Annotated in this window: 16 protein-coding genes; 10 read left to right on the top strand and 6 right to left on the bottom strand. The window is 69.5% G+C overall.

Translation table 11 applies throughout. The features are described from left to right. Positions 1 to 46: 46 nt before the first annotated feature. Complete coding sequence (tkt, locus tag EXE58_RS18135) at positions 47 to 2,074, bottom strand: transketolase (protein ID WP_244242552.1); 2,028 nt, start codon at positions 2,072 to 2,074, stop codon at positions 47 to 49. 258 nt (positions 2,075 to 2,332) lie between these two features. On the opposite strand from tkt, the gene EXE58_RS18130 reads away from it, so the two are divergent. Continuing rightward, positions 2,333 to 3,310, top strand: a complete 978-nt coding sequence (locus tag EXE58_RS18130) for a heme o synthase (protein ID WP_135269141.1) — start codon at positions 2,333 to 2,335, stop codon at positions 3,308 to 3,310. Here the strand turns inward: EXE58_RS18130 and EXE58_RS18125 are convergent. The 5 genes from EXE58_RS18125 to EXE58_RS18105 are packed head-to-tail and all read right to left on the bottom strand — an operon-like array spanning position 3,266 to position 7,263. After that, positions 3,266 to 3,832, bottom strand: coding sequence for a hypothetical protein (locus EXE58_RS18125; RefSeq protein WP_135269140.1), 567 nt, complete (start codon positions 3,830 to 3,832; stop codon positions 3,266 to 3,268). The genes EXE58_RS18130 and EXE58_RS18125 overlap by 45 nt on opposite strands. Positions 3,833 to 3,852: 20 nt before the next feature. Beyond that, entirely contained in the window at positions 3,853 to 4,797 is a 945-nt protein-coding gene (locus EXE58_RS18120; protein ID WP_244242310.1) for a COX15/CtaA family protein, read from the bottom strand. Continuing rightward, complete coding sequence (locus EXE58_RS18115) at positions 4,788 to 5,585, bottom strand: ABC transporter permease (RefSeq protein WP_244242309.1); 798 nt, start codon at positions 5,583 to 5,585, stop codon at positions 4,788 to 4,790. The genes EXE58_RS18120 and EXE58_RS18115 overlap by 10 nt, the downstream gene beginning before the upstream one ends. Next, positions 5,582 to 6,517 (bottom strand): ABC transporter ATP-binding protein, encoded by a 936-nt coding sequence (locus EXE58_RS18110; protein WP_244242308.1) that lies wholly within the window; start codon positions 6,515 to 6,517, stop codon positions 5,582 to 5,584. The genes EXE58_RS18115 and EXE58_RS18110 overlap by 4 nt, the downstream gene beginning before the upstream one ends. 56 nt (positions 6,518 to 6,573) lie before the next feature. Continuing rightward, complete coding sequence (locus EXE58_RS18105) at positions 6,574 to 7,263, bottom strand: hypothetical protein (protein WP_135269138.1); 690 nt, start codon at positions 7,261 to 7,263, stop codon at positions 6,574 to 6,576. 134 nt (positions 7,264 to 7,397) lie between these two features. On the opposite strand from EXE58_RS18105, the gene EXE58_RS18100 reads away from it, so the two are divergent. The 9 genes from EXE58_RS18100 (at position 7,398) to EXE58_RS18060 (ending at position 14,873) form a co-directional block, all read left to right on the top strand. Continuing rightward, entirely contained in the window at positions 7,398 to 8,216 is an 819-nt protein-coding gene (locus EXE58_RS18100; protein WP_135269137.1) for a DUF1707 SHOCT-like domain-containing protein, read from the top strand. Positions 8,217 to 8,287: 71 nt separating this feature from the next. After that, positions 8,288 to 8,959 carry a helix-turn-helix transcriptional regulator gene (locus EXE58_RS18095; RefSeq protein ID WP_135269136.1) on the top strand — a complete coding sequence of 224 codons (672 nt, stop codon included), beginning with the start codon at positions 8,288 to 8,290 and terminating at the stop codon, positions 8,957 to 8,959. Then, positions 8,956 to 10,386: a Fe-S cluster assembly protein SufB gene (gene sufB / locus EXE58_RS18090; RefSeq protein ID WP_135269135.1), complete on the top strand. Its 1,431-nt coding sequence runs from the start codon at positions 8,956 to 8,958 to the stop codon at positions 10,384 to 10,386. Before EXE58_RS18095 ends, sufB begins: the two co-directional genes overlap by 4 nt. Before the next feature lie 110 nt (positions 10,387 to 10,496). Then, complete coding sequence (gene sufD / locus EXE58_RS18085) at positions 10,497 to 11,693, top strand: Fe-S cluster assembly protein SufD (protein ID WP_135269134.1); 1,197 nt, start codon at positions 10,497 to 10,499, stop codon at positions 11,691 to 11,693. Next, positions 11,690 to 12,025: a non-heme iron oxygenase ferredoxin subunit gene (locus EXE58_RS18080; protein ID WP_135269133.1), complete on the top strand. Its 336-nt coding sequence runs from the start codon at positions 11,690 to 11,692 to the stop codon at positions 12,023 to 12,025. Before sufD ends, EXE58_RS18080 begins: the two co-directional genes overlap by 4 nt. Continuing rightward, on the top strand, positions 12,022 to 12,783 hold the full coding sequence (gene sufC / locus EXE58_RS18075) for a Fe-S cluster assembly ATPase SufC (RefSeq protein ID WP_135269132.1): 762 nt from the start codon (positions 12,022 to 12,024) through the stop codon (positions 12,781 to 12,783). Before EXE58_RS18080 ends, sufC begins: the two co-directional genes overlap by 4 nt. Further along, positions 12,783 to 14,024, top strand: a complete 1,242-nt coding sequence (locus EXE58_RS18070; protein WP_135269131.1) for a cysteine desulfurase — start codon at positions 12,783 to 12,785, stop codon at positions 14,022 to 14,024. Before sufC ends, EXE58_RS18070 begins: the two co-directional genes overlap by 1 nt. Positions 14,025 to 14,028: 4 nt before the next feature. After that, complete coding sequence (gene sufU / locus EXE58_RS18065) at positions 14,029 to 14,475, top strand: Fe-S cluster assembly sulfur transfer protein SufU (RefSeq protein WP_135269130.1); 447 nt, start codon at positions 14,029 to 14,031, stop codon at positions 14,473 to 14,475. After that, the gene (locus tag EXE58_RS18060; RefSeq protein WP_135269129.1) at positions 14,472 to 14,873 is read left to right on the top strand and encodes a metal-sulfur cluster assembly factor; all 402 of its coding nucleotides are present in this window, start codon (positions 14,472 to 14,474) and stop codon (positions 14,871 to 14,873) included. Before sufU ends, EXE58_RS18060 begins: the two co-directional genes overlap by 4 nt. Positions 14,874 to 14,878: the final 5 nt, after the last annotated feature.

Genomic DNA, 14,878 nt, shown 5'->3' with positions numbered 1-14,878 from the left:
GGACATGCTTCGTGTGTGCCCTGGGCGGCGCCCGGGATACGCCGGGTCAGGCCTCCGTGGCGGCGATGCTGTCGCGGGCAGCCTGCGCGACCGCCTCGGCCGTGACGCCGAACTCGGAGTAGATGCGCTGGTAGTCGGCCGATGCGCCGTAGTGCTCGATCGAGACGATGCGGCCGTGGTCGCCGACGACCTCGCGCCACCCCTGGGCAATGCCGGCCTCGACGCTGACGCGCGCCTTCACGGTCGGCGGGATGACCATCTCCTGGTAGGACGTCTCCTGCTCGTCGTACCACTCGCGGCACGGCATCGACACCACGCGGGCTGCGATGCCCTCGGCGGCGAGGAGCTCGCGCGCCCGGACGGCGAGCTGCACCTCCGAGCCGGTGCCGATGAGCACGACGTCGGGGATCCCGTCGGTGTCGAGCAGGACGTAGGCGCCACGGTGGACCTTGCTGGTGTCGGTGTAGCCGTCCGCGCCCCGCGGGAACGTGGGGACGTTCTGGCGGCTCAGGCACAGGCCGGCCGGCCGGTCGTTGCGCTCGAGCACGGCCTTCCAGGCGGCGACGGTCTCGTTGGCGTCCGCGGGGCGTACGACGTCGAGCCCGGGGATGGCACGCAGAGCCGCGAGGTGCTCGATGGGCTGGTGGGTCGGACCGTCCTCACCGAGACCGATCGAGTCGTGGGTCCACACGTAGGTCACCGGCAGCTGCATGAGCGCCGCGAGTCGCACCGCCGGGCGCATGTAGTCGGAGAACGTGAGGAACGTGCCGCCGAAGACGCGGGTGCCTCCGTGGGAGGCGATGCCGTTCATGATCGCGCCCATCGCGTGCTCGCGGATGCCGAAGTGGAGCACCCGGCCGGCGTAGGGGTCGCCCTGGAACATCTTGGTGGAGCGGTCCTTGGGCAGGAACGAGGGGACACCGTCGATGGTGGTGTTGTTGGAACCGGCCAGGTCGGCGGAGCCGCCCCACAGCTCGGGCATCACCGGGGCGACGGCGTTGATCGTCTTGCCCGAGGCCACGCGCGTCGCCACGCCCTTCTCGTCGGCCTCGAACACCGGCAGGTCGGCGTCCCATCCCTGGGGCAGGCTGCGGGTCTGCATGCGGGTGTAGAGCTCGGGATCTGCTGAGGGCTTGGCGGCCCAGCGGGTGAACTGCTCGTCCCACGCGGACTGCGCGGCCTTCCCGCGCACCACCGCCTGTCGGGTGTGCTCGATGACCTCGGGGGAGACCTCGAAGGTCTTCGTCGGGTCGAAGCCGAGGATCTCCTTGGTGGCTGCGACCTCCTCCTCGCCGAGCGCCGAGCCGTGGCTCTTGCCGGTGTTCTGCAGGGTGGGTGCCGGCCAGGCGATGATCGTGCGCAAGACGATGAAGCTGGGCCGGTCGGTGACGGCGTGTGCCTTGCGGATCGCCTCGTAGAGCGCGGGGACGTCCTCGACGTAGCCCGACTCGTCGCGGGTCCAGTCGACGGTCTGCACGTGCCAGCCGTAGGCCTCGTAGCGGGCGCCGACGTCCTCGCCGAGCGCGATGTCGGTGTCGTCCTCGATGGAGATGCGGTTGGCGTCGTAGATGACCGTGAGGTTGCCCAGCTGCTGGACGCCGGCGATGGCAGAGGCCTCGGCGCTCACGCCCTCCTCGATGTCGCCGTCGCTGCAGAGGGCGTAGATCTGGTGGTCGAACACCGACTCGCCCTCGACGGGGTTGGGGTCGAGCATCCCGCGCTCGCGCCTGGCAGCCATGGCCATGCCGACGGCGTTGCCGATGCCCTGCCCCAGCGGCCCGGTGGTGGTCTCGACACCGGCCGTGTGGCCGTACTCCGGGTGGCCGGGCGTCTTGGAGCCCCACGTGCGGAGCGCCTTGATGTCGTCGAGCTCGAGGCCCCAGCCGCCGAGGTAGAGCTGGATGTAGAGAGTCAGGCTGGAGTGCCCACAGGAGAGGACGAAGCGGTCACGCCCGCTCCAGTCGGGATCGGCGGGGTTGTGTCGCATCACCTTCTGGAAGAGCAGGTAGGCCGCGGGTGCCAGGCTCATGGCGGTGCCGGGGTGACCGTTTCCGACCTTCTGGACCGCGTCCATGGCGAGCACCCTGACGGTGTCGACCGCGCGCTCGTCGAGCTCTGTCCACTCGAGCTTGGCGGGAAGGGCGATCTTGCTGGGTGTCACGGGGGTCCTCTCGTCATGGCGGACTGAGTCGGTGAAGTCAGGATCACAAGGTCCGGCGCAGGGCACCGATGCGAGCCTATCCCCGTGCCGGGCTAGACTCGACCCCGCCCGAGGGTGGTCCTCCTGCCCCTCGTCCGACTCCCGCTCAGGTCCCACCCGTGAGGTTCCACCGTGTCTCATGCCGGCCGACAGGCTTCCGCCGCTGCGCGGACGCCACCCGGCGACGGCTCAGCTCCGGAAGCTCCCGTCGACGCGGGTCGCAAGTCGTGGCGCGACGTCATCGGCGCCTACGTCGGCCTCACCAAGCCGAGGGTGATCGAGCTCCTGCTGCTCACCACCGTCCCGGTGATGTTCTACGCCGCGCGCGGTGTCCCCGAGCTGGGCACCGTCGTCTGGACGGTCCTGGGAGGAACCCTCTCGGCGGGCTCGGCGTCGGTGTTCAACTGCGTCTACGACCGCGACATCGACGAGCAGATGCGCCGCACCCGGCGACGGGCCCTGCCACGGCACATCGTCTCCCCGCTCGCGGCGCTGGTCTTCGGCTTCGTCCTGGGGATCGGCTCGACCATCGTGCTCTACCTCGGCGTCAACGGGCTCTCCGCGCTGCTGTCCGTGACGGCGATCGCGTTCTACGTGTTCGTCTACACGATGCTCCTCAAGCGCCGTACGACGCAGAACATCGTCTGGGGCGGGATCGCGGGCTGCTTCCCGACGCTGATCGGCTGGACCGCCGTCACCGGTGAGCTGGCCTGGACACCGGTCGTGCTGTTCATGGTGGTCTTCTTCTGGACGCCTCCCCACACGTGGGCGCTGGCGCTGCGCTACCGGGAGGACTACGCCAACGTCGACGTGCCCATGCTTCCGGTGGTCAAGCCCGCCGGGGAGGTGGGTCGTCAGATCGTGCTCTACAGCTGGGTCATGGTGGTGACGTCGCTGCTCCTGTGGCCGGTGGCGGGCACCAGCCTCGTCTACCCCGTGGCCGCCGCCGTGCTGGGTGCGGTCTTCCTGGTCGAGGCCCACAAGATGTGGTCGCGAGCCCGTTCCTCCGACGCACTGGCCGAGATCAACCCGATGCGCCTGTTCCACGCATCCAACCTCTACCTCTCACTGCTCTTCGTCGCGGTCGCCCTCGACCCGCTGCTCGGCTGACCGAATCCTGCGGGGAAGCGGGCCTCCCGTGAGCCGGGCCAGGTCCTCGTCCGGGAACAGCGCCCGCGGCCACACCGTGATGATCGCGGAGGCCCGCTGGCGCATGAGGACCCAGTCGCCGCGCGGCTGGACCGACGCAATCCACTCACGTGCCAGGCGGTGCTCTCCGGAGGGCCCCACGAGCAGGACGGCGTCCTCGCCGAAGCCGCTGGCCAGCTCGACGCCTGCCCTCAGTCGTTGACGGAAGCTCGTGCTGGTCTGGAGGTACAGGATCGTCAACACCGCGACATAGACGAAGGCGGTGGGAACGAGCGCGTAGACCGGGCCCCACATCAGGCGTGCGGCCAAGGTGGGGTGCCCGGCGAAGGAGGCGCCGAAGAGGACCGAGAACGGGAGCCACGTCAACCCCACGATGACCAGGAGGCGTCGGTTGCGCGCTGCGAAGCCGATGTAGGAGGCCGTGGCGCTGCGGGCTGAGCCAGCCGACGCGACCCATCGGTTGGTCAGTGGGATCTCGTCCATGCGGCCATCCAACTCCGCGCTCAGCCCTCGTCGGTGGACGCGCGGGTCGCCGGCGTGGTCTGGACGGTGTCGTCGGCCCGCGGCTCGTGATCGGTCCGGTGGGGCAGAACGGCCAGCGCGATCCGTGCGAGGCCGGCCGCGAGCAGGCCGGCTCCGAGCATGTGCAACGCGACCAGGCCGACCGGGAGGTCCAGGAGGTACTGGACCCAGCCGAGGACTCCTTGGAGCAGCTCGATGCCGAGGACCAGCCCGGTGACGAGGGCCAGCCACCGGTCGCCTGCACGGAGCGCTACGACGAGGAGGACGACGGTCAGGGCCACCAGGACGTAGACCGCGAAGGCGTGGGACTGCGAGGCAGCCGCGGGATCCAGCCCGTTGCGGCGTGCGTGGGCGTCACCGGCGTGCGGTCCTGCGCCGGTGACGACGGTGCCGAGGTAGAGCACGACCCAGCCCATCCCCAGCGTGGCGAACGCGAGGGCTCGCTGCGGGCGGGACGCCAGCCCGCGCTCGGGGCTGCGCAGCTCGTCGAGGAGCGCGACGCACACCATGATGATGAACATCGAGGCCATGAAATGCCCTGCGACGACCCACGGGTTGAGGTCGGTGAGCACGGTGACCCCGCCGATGAGGGCCTGCAGCGGGATGCCGAGCCCGATCACGAGCGACAGGCGCGTGGCTCGCCGGTGCCGGGCGCCGACCGCGGCGAGGAAGCAGAGGATGGCCACGGCCGCGAGGGCGAAGGTCAGCAGCCGGTTGCCGAACTCGATGGCGCCGTTGATCCCCAGCTCGCCGTGGGCGACGTAGGACTCCTCCGTGCATCGCGGCCACGTGGGGCAGCCGAGCCCAGATCCGGTGAGCCGCACGGCGGCGCCCGTGACGACGATGCCGATGTTGGCGAGCAGGTTGGCGATCGCGAGTGGCCAGAGCCAGCGGGCCAGGGGCGCGAGGCGTTCGGTCACTCCCACGAGAAGGTCCTCGCGGTGAGCAGGGTCCCCAGGACGGCCCATGCCAGGAGGATGACGACCGCGCGTCCGTCGACCGAGGCGTCGAGCAGGGCGGCACGCATGGCATCGCCCAGCGCGGCCGAGGGGAGCCACTGGATGAACACGGCCGCCTGTCCGTAGGAGGACGTGGGGAGGACCACGCCCCCGCCGGCCATCATCAGGAGGTAGACGAGGTTGGCGAGGGCGAGCGTCGCCTCGGCGCGCATCACACCGGCCACGAAGAGTCCCAACGAGGCGAACGCCCAGGTGCCGGTGGCGACGGCGAGCGCCGTTGCACCCACCGAGATCGCAGGGCTCAGTGAGGACGGCTCCCACCCGAGGGTGAGGCCGACGACCACCAGGAGCACGAGCTGTAGCGCCACGACGTTGAGGAGGGCGACCACCTTGCCGAGCAGCAGCCCGTGCCGGGGGAGGGGCGAGGCACCGAGCCGCTTGATCACGCCGTAGCGCCTCTCGAAGCCGGTCGCGATGGCGATCGAGGTGAAGGCGGTCGACATCACGGCGAGGGCGAGCACGCCCGGGGTGAGGACGTCGACCGGCCGGTGGCCGTCGAGGTCGATCCCGAGGCGTTCGGCGCCGGCGACGCCTCCGACGAGTGCCATGACCGGGATGACGAGGGCGAGCAGCAGCTGCTCGCCGTTGCGCAGCATGAGCCGCGCCTCCATGGTGGCCTGGGCGCGGACCTGGGACGCCAGGGGCGCGCCACCGGGATGCGGCGCGAAGGTGCCCTCGGCCGTGCGGGTGGTCACGAGAGCCCTCGCCCGGTCAGCTCGAGGAAGACGTCCTCGAGGTTGCGCTGCCCCAGGGTCAGCGTCTGCGGGAGCACGTCGTGGGCCTCGCACCAGCGTGACACCCGGCCCAGGGTGGTGGGATCCGCAGGGCCGCTGATGAGCATGCTCACCGCGTCGAGCTGGCGGATCTCCGTGCCGGGCCCGAGCTCGGTGCGCAGCGACTCGGGTGCTGACTCCGGGAACGGCCGGTTGACCACGAGGCGGATGGTGGCAGTGCTCCCGCCACGAGTCAGCTCGGAAGGGGTGCCAGTGGCTATCAGTCGACCGTGGTCGATGATGTGGATGTGGTCTGCGAGGTGCTCGGCCTCGTCCATGTGATGGGTGGTGAGCACGACGGTCACCCCGTCGGCGCGCACCTCCTCGAGGAGGTCCCAGGTGGTGCGTCGTGCCTGGGGGTCCATGCCGGCCGTCGGCTCGTCCACGAAGACCAGCTCGGGCCGCCCGACCAGTGCCATCGCCAGCCCGAGCCGCTGCTGCTGGCCCCCGGAGAGTCGCCGGTAGGGAGTCTTGCCGCAGTCACCGAGCCCGAGGCGCTCCACGAGGACGGGGGTGGGGAGCGGGTGTGCATGCATGGCAGCGACGTGGTCGAGCATCTCGACCGCCCGCACCCCGGACCAGGCGCCGCCCGACTGGAGCATCACGCCGATCCGCGGGAGGAGGGCGCCGCGCTGTCGCTGAGGGTCGAGGCCGAGCACGCGTACGACGCCCGCCTGCGGCCGACGGTAGCCTTCGCACGTCTCCAGGGTGGTGGTCTTGCCGGCACCGTTCGGGCCGAGGACGGCGGTGACCGTGCCGCGCTCGACTCGGAGGGAGAGGCCGTCGACGGCCGTCTTGGCGCCGTAGGCCATCACCAGGCCGTCGATCTCGACGGCGGGGGAGTCGGCAGGCACGCCCGGAGTCTACGGAGCCGGGCGTGCCAGGGGTCCGGGTGGACCCGCTTGCCGCGTCAGGGGGTGATCGAGGCCACCTGGACGGCCGTGATCCGGGCGTGCTCGGAGTGTCCGGCGGCACCGAAGTTGTAGCACCTGAGCAGAGCCTCCCCGGCGGACTCGAAGGTGTGCGTGAGCGTCATCGGCAGCGTCTCGACATTGCCTCCGGCAGCGGTGGGGGTGGTGAGGCTTGCCCTGGCCACGTCCTCGCTCGCGCCCGCGACGAGACGGCACCGGGTCAGCACCTCGCCGGTGTAGCTGTTGGTGATGGTGGCCTTCGCGTTGAGGACGTAGGACCCGGCCGGCAACGACAACGTCACCACGTTGGTCTCGCTCTGGATGCTCGTCGGGGCGGCGTTCGCAGCCGTGAACGCGGCGGAGGGTCCCCGGGGGCCGGTTGCCCCCGCGGGTCCGGTCGCTCCCGCTGGGCCCGTCGCTCCGGCGGGCCCAGCAGGTCCGGCCGGTCCGGCGGCGCCAGGAGCCCCGGCCGGCAGCTCGCCCGACTTGAAGTCCTTGGCCTTGAGCGACCCGTTGCGGACCTTGCCCGAGTTGACCGAGTTGCGGGCGAGGTCCTTGCCCGTCACCGAGCCGTTCTTGATGTCCTTGCCTGTGATGTTCGCTACGGCGTACGAGGTGCCGCCCAAGGCAAGCAGGAGTGCGAGCGTGGAGACGATGTTGGCGTAGAGCCCTTGGCGCAGACGTGGCATGGGTGCCTCCCGGGAGAATGGTCTTGTCAGGATCACACCGCGCGACGGCCACGTCATCGTGGGCTAGACCTCTGGCGACACCTCTGGGGACGCAGTGCCTCAGGCGCCGCGTCGCCCGGGGCTAGGGTTCCGCCATGTCCCGCCACCAGCGGAAGCGCGCCCGCTCGGCAGACCGAGACCGCGTGGTCGAGGCGCTGACCACCGCCTACGTGGAGGGTCAGCTCGACGACGCCGAGCGCGAGGAACGCGTGTCCCGGGCACTCACCGCCGAGGGGCTCGACGACCTCAGGCCCCTTGTCTCGGACCTGCAGCTGCCGCCGGGCCTGCGCCTGGCTGAGCCGGATGTGGGTGGCTCGACCCCGGGGAGCGTCGTCCTCACCGGACGGCCGCGGAGCTGGAGGGAGTCCAAGCAGCGGTGGGACGCGACTCCGCGCTGGATGAAGCTGCTCCTGGGGCTGCTCACGGTGACCGTTCCAGCCGCAGTCGTGATGGGCATCGTGACGGGTCCCGACGACCCGGGACCGATCCTTGCACCGGAGGGGATCGAGCGTCTGGTCGACGAGGTCGACGACACCTTCGGGACCACCGAGGTCGTCGAGGCCGAGATCACCGACGAACGGGCGCTGGTGACCGTGCCGACCGATGACGGCATGCACTCGGAGACCTTTGGCTGGGACGGGAAGGAGTTCTCGCTCTGGTACCGCGGCGGCGTCCCCCAGGGGCAGCTGGTGGACCTCGCCGACGTCGACGCCGCAGCGCTGGTGGAGACGGCGGAGGCGGCGCGCACGACGCTGGGCGTCGAGGACGTGAGCCACGTGTCGGTGGACGTCGGGGATCCGCCCGCCGGACCGGCGCGCCTTCGGTTCGAGGTCGCCAACGAGTTCCGGGAGAAGGCCAGCCTCGAGACCGATCTCTCCGGCGACGAGGTGCTCAACCGCAGTCCGCGCTCGTGACCCACGCCATGTTAGGGGAGCCTTCCTTGAAGCGGGGGAAGCATTAACGACACACTGGCGTTGTGGAATTCATGAGGACGACGACGGCGCCCCCTGAGGGGGACGCTCCCACGCGTGAGCGCGTGGCTCGGTCGATCCTCGAGAACGGCCCTTCCACCGCCGCCGACCTGGCCGGTCGGCTCGCCCTCACGCCGGCCGCTGTGCGCCGCCACCTCGACCACCTGGTCGAGGAGGGCATCGTCGAGTCGCGCGAGAAGAAGGTCTACGGCAGCCGCACCCGCGGACGGCCCGCCCGGGTCTTCGCCCTCACCGAGAGCGGGCGCGACCAGTTCGACCAGCAGTACGACGACCTCGCTGTGCAGGCCCTCCGCTTCCTCGCCGAGACCGGCGGGGAGCAGGCCGTGGTCGAGTTCGCGCGCAGGCGCGTCGCCTTCGTGGGGCGCGACTACGCCGACGTGATCGCCCAGGACCCGACCCTGAGTCCTGCCGAGGCCCTGGCGAGGGTCTTCAGTGCGGAGGGCTACGCCGCCAGCGTGCGGGAGCTGCCCGTCGGCGACCAGCTCTGCCAGCAGCACTGCCCCGTGTCCCACGTCGCCCATGAGTTCCCGCAGCTGTGCGAGGCCGAGACCGAGGCGATCGGCCTCGTGCTCGGCACCCACGTCCAGCGGCTCGCCACCATCGCCCACGGCGACGGCGTGTGCACGACCTGCATCCCCCAGACCCCGAAGAAGGAGAAGGCATGACTGCCCAGAACCTCAGCATCGAAGAGCTGAACCCCGAGCTGAAGGGCATCGGCCGCTACGAGTTCGGCTGGGCCGACTCCGACGAGGCCGGTTCCGCAGCCACCCGGGGCCTCAGCGAGGAGGTCGTCCGAGACATCTCGGCGAAGAAGAGCGAGCCGCAGTGGATGCTCGACCTGCGCCTCAAGGGGCTCAAGCTCTTCGACCGCAAGCCGCTTCCGACGTGGGGCTCCGACCTCTCCACGATCGACTTCGACAACATCAAGTACTTCGTCCGCTCCAGCGAGAAGCAGGCCACCTCGTGGGAGGACCTCCCCGAGGACATCAAGAACACCTACGACAAGCTCGGCATCCCCGAGGCCGAGAAGCAGCGCCTGGTCTCCGGCGTCGCCGCCCAGTACGAGTCCGAGGTCGTCTACCACTCGATCCGTGAGGACCTCGAGGAGCAGGGCGTCATCTTCGTCGACACCGACACGGCGCTTCGGGAGCACGAGGAGCTCTTCAAGGAGTACTTCACGACCGTCATCCCGGTCGGTGACAACAAGTTCTCCGCGCTCAACACCAGCGTGTGGTCGGGCGGCTCTTTCATCTACGTCCCGCCGGGCGTCCACGTGGACATCCCGCTGCAGGCCTACTTCCGGATCAACACCGAGAACATGGGGCAGTTCGAGCGGACGCTGATCATCGTCGACGAGGGCGCCTACGTGCACTACGTCGAGGGCTGCACCGCGCCGATCTACTCCTCCGACTCGCTGCACTCCGCGGTCGTGGAGATCATCGTGAAGAAGGGTGGCCGCTGCCGCTACACGACCATCCAGAACTGGTCCAACAACGTCTACAACCTCGTCACCAAGCGCGCCACCTGCGAGGAGGGCGCCACGATGGAGTGGGTCGACGGCAACATCGGCTCCAAGATCACGATGAAGTACCCCGCGATCTACCTGATGGGTGAGCACGCCAAGGGCGAGACGCTCTCGATCGCGTTCGCCGGCGAGGGCCAGCACCAGGACGCCGGCGCCAAGATGGTGCACGCGGCACCGAACACCTCGAGCTCCATCCTGAGCAAGTCGGTGGCCCGCGGCGGTGGTCGCACGTCCTACCGCGGCCTCATCCAGGTCAACGAGGGCGCTCACGGCTCCAAGTCCAACGTCCTGTGCGACGCGCTGCTGGTCGACCAGATCAGCCGGTCCGACACCTATCCCTACGTCGACATCCGCGAGGACGACGTGTCGATGGGTCACGAGGCCAGCGTCTCCAAGGTCTCCGACGACCAGCTCTTCTACCTCATGTCGCGTGGCATGGAGCAGGACGAGGCGATGGCGATGATCGTGCGCGGCTTCGTCGAGCCCATCGCCAAGGAGCTCCCCATGGAGTACGCCCTCGAGCTCAACCGCCTGATCGAGCTGCAGATGGAAGGGGCCGTCGGCTGAGGACCGAGGAGTGAGCCGGAGCCGGGCCGAGCAACGAGGTCCGGCGGAGGCGAGCCCCGCAGCGTCCGAAGCAAGACAAGCACAGCGCCGTACCCGTAGAAAGAGATGTAGTGACAGTCACCACTGATTCGGTCCGCTCCGCCCTGGAGCAGGACAAGGTCGAGAGCCACCTCAACCCGGTGGGCTCCTTCGAGGTCGCCGACAACCCCGTGCCGACCGGTCGCGAGGAGATCTGGCGGTTCACCCCGCTCAAGCGGCTCAAGCAGCTCCACGCCGACGCTCCCCTCGACGGTCGCAACACCAGGACCTCGTGGACCGCACCCGACGGCGTCCACGTGGGGCCGGTGACGGGTGAGGAAGCCCGGGCACTGCGCGGGGTGAGCGGCTGGGCGCCCAACACCCGCTTCGCCGCGCGTGTCCTGGCCGAGGTTCCCGCCACGCTGCTCGTCGACGTCCCGGCCGAGCTTGAGGCCACCGAGCCCATCGTCCTCGAGGTCGACGGCACCGACGCCACGGTGACCAGCGGTGGTCACGTCGTGCTCCGCTTCGGTCGTCACAGCAAGGCGGTGGTCGTGGTCAACCACACCGGCTCCGCCGCTGTGGCGGCGGTCGTCGAGATCGTGGTCGGCGAGGGCGCCGACGTCACAGTCGTCTCGATCCAGGACTGGGCCGACGACGCGGTGCACCTCTCCCACCACCAGGCGCTGGTCGGTCGCGACGCGTCCTACAAGCACGCCGCGATCTCCTTCGGCGGGGACGTGGTGCGGATGGACGCCAACGTCACCTATGACGGGCCCGGCGGCTCCGCCGAGCTCCTCGGCCTCTACTTCGCCGACGCCGGCCAGCACATCGAGCACCGGATCTTCGCCGACCACAACGCCCCGCGGACCAAGAGCCACGCGGTCTACAAGGGGGCCTTGCAGGGGGAGAAGGCCCACACGGTGTGGGTCGGCAACGTCCTCATCCGCAAGATCGCCGAAGGGATCGAGACCTACGAGGAGAACCGCAACCTCGTGCTCACCGACGGCTGCCAGGCCGACTCGATCCCCAACCTGGAGATCGAGACGGGCGAGATCGAGGGCGCCGGGCACGCCAGCGCCACCGCTCGTTTCGACGACAACCAGCTCTTCTACCTCCAGTCGCGCGGCGTGTCCGAGCAGGAGGCCCAGCGTCTGGTCGTCCACGGGTTCTTCAACGACCTGATCCGCAAGGTCGGCGTCCCCTCGATCGAGGACCGCCTGCTGACCACGGTCGAGGCCGAGCTCGCCAAGAACGTCCTCAAGGAGATCGCGGGGGCCGGTTCATGACGTTCGTGCGCGCCTGCTCCCTCGACGAGGTCCCGGCCGACCAGGCTCTCGCCGTGACGATCGGCGACCTCGAGGTCGCGGTCGCCCGCAACGGCGAGGAGGTCTTCGCGCTGCAGGACCTCTGCTCGCACGCCGAGGTGGCGCTGAGCGAGGGCGAGGTCGCCGACTGCCAGATCGAGTGCTGGCTGCACGGGTCGATGTTCGACCTGCGCACCGGCAAGCCCACCAACCTCCCGGCCACCGAGCCGGTCTCCACCTTCCCTGTCGACGTGCGCTCTGGAGACGTGTACGTCGACGTCGACACCACCCTGAACGGAGTCACCCCCTCATGACCACCTTGGACATCAAGGACCTGCACGTCACCGTCGAGACCGAGGACGGCCCGAAGGAGATCCTCAAGGGCGTCACGCTCACCATCAAGGACGGCGAGACCCACGCGATCATGGGTCCCAACGGCTCGGGCAAGTCGACGCTGGCCTACTCCATCGCCGGGCACCCCAAGTACACCGTGACCGGTGGCTCGGTGACGCTCGACGGCGCCGACGTGCTGGCCATGTCGGTCGACGAGCGGGCCCGGGCGGGTCTCTTCCTCGCCATGCAGTACCCCGTCGAGGTGCCCGGCGTCTCCGTGTCGAACTTCCTGCGCACCGCGAAGACCGCGATCGACGGCGAGGCCCCCAAGCTCCGCACCTGGGTCAAGGACGTCAACACCGCGCTCCAGGCGCTCGACCTGGACCCCACCTTCGGCACGCGCTCGGTCAACGAGGGCTTCTCCGGTGGTGAGAAGAAGCGCCACGAGATCGCCCAGCTGGAGCTCCTCGACCCCAAGGTCGCCGTCCTCGACGAGACCGACTCCGGCCTCGACATCGACGCGCTCAAGGTCGTCGCCGAGGGCGTCAACCGCTTCCGCGCGCGCGAGGGCAAGGGCGTCCTGCTGATCACGCACTACACCCGGATCCTGCGCTACATCGAGCCGACCTTCGTCCACGTCTTCGTCGACGGCAAGGTCGCGGAGTCCGGGGGCCGCGAGCTGGCCGACCAGCTCGAGGCAGAGGGCTACGACAAGTACGTCAGGACTGCGGCGGTCTGATGACCCTGCCCGGCCTCCTCCCCGAGCTGGAAGTCATCCGCAAGGACTTCCCGATCCTCGAGCGCACGCTCGCGGGTGGGTTCCCGCTGGTCTACCTCGACAGCGCGAACACCTCCCAGAAGCCGCAGGTCGTCATCGACACGATGGTCGACCACCTCGAGAGGCACAACGCCAACATCGCCCGCGCCATGCACCAGCTCGGGGCGGAGTCCACGGAGGCCTTCGAGGACGCGCGCGACAAGGTCGCGTCGTTCCTCAACGCCGCCTCGCGCAACGAGGTGGTCTTCACCAAGAACGCCACCGAGGCGTTGAACCTCCTCGCTCGCACCATCGAGCTCGGTCCGGGCGACAACGTCGTGATCACGGAGATGGAGCACCACTCCAACATCGTGTCGTGGCAGCTCGCCTGCGAGCGCTCAGGCGCAGAGCTCCGGTGGTTCGGGATCACTGACGACGGTCACCTCGACCTCACCAACGCCGACCAGCTGGTCGACGAGCACACCAAGGTGGTCGCGTTCACCTGGGTGTCCAACATGCTGGGCACGATCAACCCCGTCGTCGACCTCGTCGTGCGTGCCCGGGCACACGGTGCACTCTCGGTGATCGACGCCTCGCAGGCAGCGCCCCAGCTGCCCGTGGACGTCCAGGAGGTCGGCTGCGACTTCCTGGTGTTCACCGGGCACAAGGTGTGCGGCCCGACCGGCATCGGCGTCCTCTGGGGTCGCGAGGCGCTCCTCAACGAGCTGCCGCCCTTCCACGGCGGGGGCGAGATGATCGAGACCGTCACCATGGCGCGCTCGACCTATGCCAAGGCCCCGCACCGGTTCGAGGCCGGCACCCCGCCGATCGTCGAGGCCGTCGGCCTCGGAGCCGCAGTCGACTACCTCGCGCACATCGGGCTGGACGCCGTCCACGCCCACGAGCAGGCGGTCACCGCCTACGCGCTCGAGGGCCTGCAGACGGTCCCGGGCCTGACCGTGCTGGGGCCGCTGACGGCCTCCGAGCGCGGGGGCGCGATCGCGTTCGAGCTGGAGGAGGTCCACCCCCACGACATCGCCCAGGTGCTCGACTCACGCGGGATCGCGGTGCGCGCCGGCCACCACTGTGCCAAGCCGGCACACGCACGTTTCGGCGTGCAGGCCTCGACGCGGATGTCGTCCTACCTCTACACGACGCCGGCCGAGATCGACGCACTCGTCGAGGGACTCCACCACACACGTTCCTACTTCAAGGTGGGTTGACCTGATGGACCTTGACACGCTCTACCAGGAGATCATCCTGGACCACTACAAGAACCCCCACCACGCAGGGCTCCGAGAGCCCTTCGAGGCCGAGGTGCACCACGTCAACCCCACCTGTGGTGACGAGGTCACGTTGCGGGTGCACGTCGAGGACGGTGTCGTCGACGACGTGTCGTACGACGCCCAGGGGTGCTCCATCTCGCAGGCTTCGGCGTCGGTGATGGCCGACCTGGTCATCGGCAAGCCGGTCGATGAAGCGATGCGGATCCACGAGTCGTTCCTCACGCTCATGCAGGGCAAGGGCCAGGTGGAGCCCGACGAGGACGTCCTCGAGGACGGCATCGCGTTCGCCGGCGTCGCGAAGTTCCCCGCACGCGTCAAGTGCGCCCTGCTCGGCTGGATGGCCTGGAAGGACGCCACGTCCCAGACTCTTTCGAAGGAGAGCTCATGACTGACAGCAGCCCGATCGACCACACTCCCGTCGACCACGGCGACCTGCCCGAGGTGCCCCAGGCGGTCAGCGCCGCCGGAGGTGTCTCCACCGTGACCAAGGACGACGTCACCGAGGCGATGAAGGACGTCGTCGACCCTGAGCTGGGCATCAACGTCGTCGACCTCGGCCTCGTCTACGACGTCCACCTCGACGAGGGCTCCAACGTCGTGCTCGACATGACGCTCACCTCGGCTGCGTGCCCCCTCACCGACGTCATCACCGACCAGACCGAGTCGGCGCTCGAGGGGCTGGTCAACGACGTCGCCATCAACTGGGTGTGGATGCCGCCGTGGGGCCCGGACAAGATCACCGACGACGGCCGTGAGCAGCTGCGCGCCCTCGGCTTCAACGTCTGAGAGCG

The sequence above is a fragment of the Nocardioides seonyuensis genome, from assembly GCF_004683965.1.
Taxonomy (GTDB): domain Bacteria; phylum Actinomycetota; class Actinomycetes; order Propionibacteriales; family Nocardioidaceae; genus Nocardioides; species Nocardioides seonyuensis.
Note: the sequence above shows the minus strand (reverse complement) of the source record. Positions and strands in the feature narration are given on the sequence as shown.

What these genes read in the sequence shown, in the direction of transcription:
- sufC (WP_135269132.1), top strand. Translation starts at nt 12,022, where the DNA reads ATGACCACCTTGGACATCAAGGACCTGCACGTCACCGTCGAGACCGAG.
- EXE58_RS18060 (WP_135269129.1), top strand. Translation starts at nt 14,472, where the DNA reads ATGACTGACAGCAGCCCGATCGACCACACTCCCGTCGACCACGGCGAC.
- EXE58_RS18100 (WP_135269137.1), top strand. Translation starts at nt 7,398, where the DNA reads ATGTCCCGCCACCAGCGGAAGCGCGCCCGCTCGGCAGACCGAGACCGC.
- sufB (WP_135269135.1), top strand. Translation starts at nt 8,956, where the DNA reads ATGACTGCCCAGAACCTCAGCATCGAAGAGCTGAACCCCGAGCTGAAG.
- EXE58_RS18125 (WP_135269140.1), bottom strand. Translation starts at nt 3,832, where the DNA reads ATGGACGAGATCCCACTGACCAACCGATGGGTCGCGTCGGCTGGCTCA.
- EXE58_RS18070 (WP_135269131.1), top strand. Translation starts at nt 12,783, where the DNA reads ATGACCCTGCCCGGCCTCCTCCCCGAGCTGGAAGTCATCCGCAAGGAC.
- EXE58_RS18095 (WP_135269136.1), top strand. Translation starts at nt 8,288, where the DNA reads ATGAGGACGACGACGGCGCCCCCTGAGGGGGACGCTCCCACGCGTGAG.
- EXE58_RS18105 (WP_135269138.1), bottom strand. Translation starts at nt 7,263, where the DNA reads ATGCCACGTCTGCGCCAAGGGCTCTACGCCAACATCGTCTCCACGCTC.
- tkt (WP_244242552.1), bottom strand. Translation starts at nt 2,074, where the DNA reads ATGGACGCGGTCCAGAAGGTCGGAAACGGTCACCCCGGCACCGCCATG.
- sufU (WP_135269130.1), top strand. Translation starts at nt 14,029, where the DNA reads ATGGACCTTGACACGCTCTACCAGGAGATCATCCTGGACCACTACAAG.
- EXE58_RS18080 (WP_135269133.1), top strand. Translation starts at nt 11,690, where the DNA reads ATGACGTTCGTGCGCGCCTGCTCCCTCGACGAGGTCCCGGCCGACCAG.